This window comes from Streptomyces sp. (assembly GCF_019510245.1).
Taxonomy (GTDB): domain Bacteria; phylum Actinomycetota; class Actinomycetes; order Streptomycetales; family Streptomycetaceae; genus Streptomyces.
The window spans coordinates 1-2,859 of the sequence record NZ_JAEKKT010000451.1; the positions used below are offsets into that span (position 1 = coordinate 1).

The window sequence follows — 2,859 nt, forward strand, 5'->3', positions numbered from 1 at the left end:
CGGCACGGTCAAGGCGCACATCAGTCGGATCCTCACCCGCACCGGCTGCGCCAACCGCGTACAGGCCGCCGTCCTCGCGCACGACGCGGGGCTGCTCGCTGGGTGATCGGTACGGGCGGGCCGGCCCCGGCGTAACCGGGGCCGGCGGAGCGCTGGCGACTGTGAACCGCCGTAGGTGGCTCAGCGGTTGGGAAGGATGACCGCCCGGCCGTTGACCTTCCCGGTGTGCAGGCGCTCGTAGGCGAGTGGGGCCTCGTCGAGGAGGTACGTCTCGGTGTGTACGGACACGGCGCCCGAGCGGGCCAGGTTCAGCACCTCGATGAGCTCGCTCCGGCTGCCCCAGTAGGGCGCGGCGACCGACACCTCGAAGGGAAGGGACCCGAAGCCGACGGGCAGGGCGCCGCCGCCGATGCCGACGATGGTGACGTCGCCCTCCACGGCGGCCAGGGCACCCGCGGTTCGCAAGGTGGGCTCCGCGCCGACGAAGTCGAAGACGGCCTCGGCGCCGAGACCGCCGGTCAGGGTGCGTACGGCGCCGGCCGCGCTGGCATCGGAGAGCACCGTCTCGTGGGCGCCGACCTCCTTCGCCAGCCGCAGCTTGTCCTCACTGACGTCGAGGGCGATCACGCGGGCCGGCGTGAGCGCGCGCAGCAGCTGGATGGCGACGTGGCCGAGGCCGCCGGTGCCGATGACCACGGCCGTCGAGCCGGGGACCAGCTTCGGCATCGATCGCTTGATCGCGTGGTACGGGGTGAGGCCGGCGTCGGTCAGCGGGGCGGCGGCGACCGGGTCCAGGCCATCGAGCGGTACGAGGTGGCGCGGGTCGTCGACGAGCAGGTACTCGGCGATGGCGCCCGGCGTGCCGAGCCCCGGTGGCCGGATGCCCAGGGCGTCCGCGCGCAGGCAGTAATTCTCCTTGCCCTGCGCGCACTTGGCGCAGGTGCCGCAGCCCCAGGGCCCGTACACCGCGACCGCGTCGCCCTCGCGTACACCGCTGACGCCCGCGCCCAGCGCGGCGACCGTGCCGACACCCTCGTGGCCGAGGGTGAGCGGAAGCTCGTAGGGGAAGTTCTCGGCGGGCCAGCTCATCACCGCGATGTCGGAGTGGCAGACGCCGGCGGCGGTGACCTTCAACAGGACCTGGCCGGGGCCGGGCTCGGGGTCTGGGACCGTGACCACCTCGGGGGCGGCGCCGATCGTGCGGTACTGCAGTGCCTTCATGGTGCGAAATCCTTTCTGTGCCCGCGGCTCAGAGGGCGGTGTAGGCGCCGTCGACCAGGTGGTAGCTGCCGGCCACGAAGGAGGCGCGGTCGGAGAGCAGGAAGGCGATCAGCTCGGCGACCTCCTCGGGGCGGCCGAGTCGGGCGATCGGGTGCAGGCCGACCAGGCCGTCGTACGCCTCCTGGTCCATGTCCTTCAGCAGCGGGGTCTCGATGAAGCCGGGGCCGACGGCGTTGACGCGGATGTTCTTCGCGGCGTACTCGGCGGCGGCGGTCTTGGTCAGGCCGACCACTCCGTGCTTGGCGGCGACGTAGGCGGAGGAGCCGGCGAAGCCGACCGAACCGAGGATGGAGGCCACGTTGACGATTGCGCCGCCCTGCCCGGCCGCTTCGATGGCGGGGAGCTCGTAGCGCAGGGAGTAGAAGACTCCGTCCAGGTTGGTGCGGATGACCCGGCTGTAGGCGTCGAGGTCGTACTCGCCGGTCGGGGCACTCGGGCCACCGATGCCGGCGTTGTTCACGGCGAGGTGCAGTGCGCCGAAGGTGTCCACGGCAAAGGCGACGGCGGCGGCAACGGACTCGGGATCGGTCACGTCGAGCTTCACGGCGGCGGCCTTGATGCCCTCGGCCTTGAGGTCCTCGGCGGCCTGCGCCGCGCCCTCGGCGTTGTAGTCGGCGATGACGACGTTTGCGCCGCCGGCTCCGAGACGGCGGGCGGTGGCCAGGCCGATGCCGGAGGCGGCGCCGGTGACCAGGGCGGTACGACCGGCGAACTCACTGTTGTAGGTGAACTCACTGCTGGGGGTGGTGCGCATGTGCTGTTCTCACTCTTCGGAAGTTGGTTCGGTGGCCGCGGAGGCGGCCTCCGAGATCAGGGCGTCGTAGGCCTGCTCCACCAGGGCGGCCAGGTCTGCGCCCGAGTCGTGGCTTTCGCTGCCGCGCGCCCAGGCGCGCAGCGCTGCGGTGAGGACTCCGGCGGCGGCGTCCACGACAACGGCTGGGCGCATGTCCCGTACGTCGTCCGTGTCGAGCCGTTCGGCGATGATGCGGATCGACTCCTCCTGGGCGTCGACCCGGATGCGTTCGTAGGCGGCGAACAGGGCGGGCTCGGCGTCCACCAGGGTGAGCAGCCGCCGCATCCGGGGCCGCAGATGATGCGCGGGGTTCTCCTGGTCGGTGAGCCACGCGCGCACCGCCCGCCGGTATGCGAGCAGCGGCGGTTCCCCGGCGGGCCGGACGCGCAGCAGGTCGTTGATGCGGTCGCCGTCACCCCGGACGAAGTCCAGGGCCGCGTCCTCCTTGCCGGTGAAGTGCCGGCTGAAGGTGCGGCGGGTGACGTCGGCCTCCTCCACGATGGCCTCCACGGTCGTGGCCGCCAGCCCGCGCTCCAGGATCAGCTCCACAGCGGCGCTGGCCAGTGCGTTCCGTGTCTGCTGCGCCTTGCGCCGCCGTCGGTCCTGCGCCGGGTGGACTGGCTCCGTAGCCTTCATGGTTGCCAGCGTACGCCTTGATGTCCCATTGGGACACATGTCCCACCGAGACTGTGAGGCGGGCGGCACCGTCCACGATCTGCGAGTCGAAGCCGAGACCGGTGTCCAGGTCGAGATAGCTGTGGGCCTTGCGGGAGAAGCAGTACACA

General features: G+C 71.7%; 3 protein-coding genes and 1 pseudogene. 1 reads left to right on the plus strand and 3 read right to left on the minus strand.

Going from position 1 to position 2,859, the window contains the following annotated elements:
• Positions 1-106, plus strand: a pseudogene (locus tag JF597_RS53865) (DNA-binding response regulator); the annotation flags it as partial.
• A 74-nt stretch (positions 107-180) separates the two neighbouring features.
• On the opposite strand, the gene JF597_RS53870 reads toward JF597_RS53865, so the two are convergent.
• Genes JF597_RS53870 through JF597_RS53880 form a run of 3 tightly spaced genes read right to left on the minus strand, consistent with a single transcriptional unit; the run spans position 181 to position 2,710 of the window.
• On the minus strand, positions 181-1,221 hold the full coding sequence (locus JF597_RS53870; protein ID WP_294014386.1) for an NAD(P)-dependent alcohol dehydrogenase: 1,041 nt from the start codon (positions 1,219-1,221) through the stop codon (positions 181-183).
• A gap of 28 nt (positions 1,222-1,249) precedes the next feature.
• Positions 1,250-2,035: an SDR family NAD(P)-dependent oxidoreductase gene (locus tag JF597_RS53875; protein ID WP_294014388.1), complete on the minus strand. Its 786-nt coding sequence runs from the start codon at positions 2,033-2,035 to the stop codon at positions 1,250-1,252.
• Between the two features lie 9 nt (positions 2,036-2,044).
• On the minus strand, positions 2,045-2,710 hold the full coding sequence (locus JF597_RS53880) for a TetR/AcrR family transcriptional regulator (RefSeq protein WP_294014390.1): 666 nt from the start codon (positions 2,708-2,710) through the stop codon (positions 2,045-2,047).
• Positions 2,711-2,859: the final 149 nt, after the last annotated feature.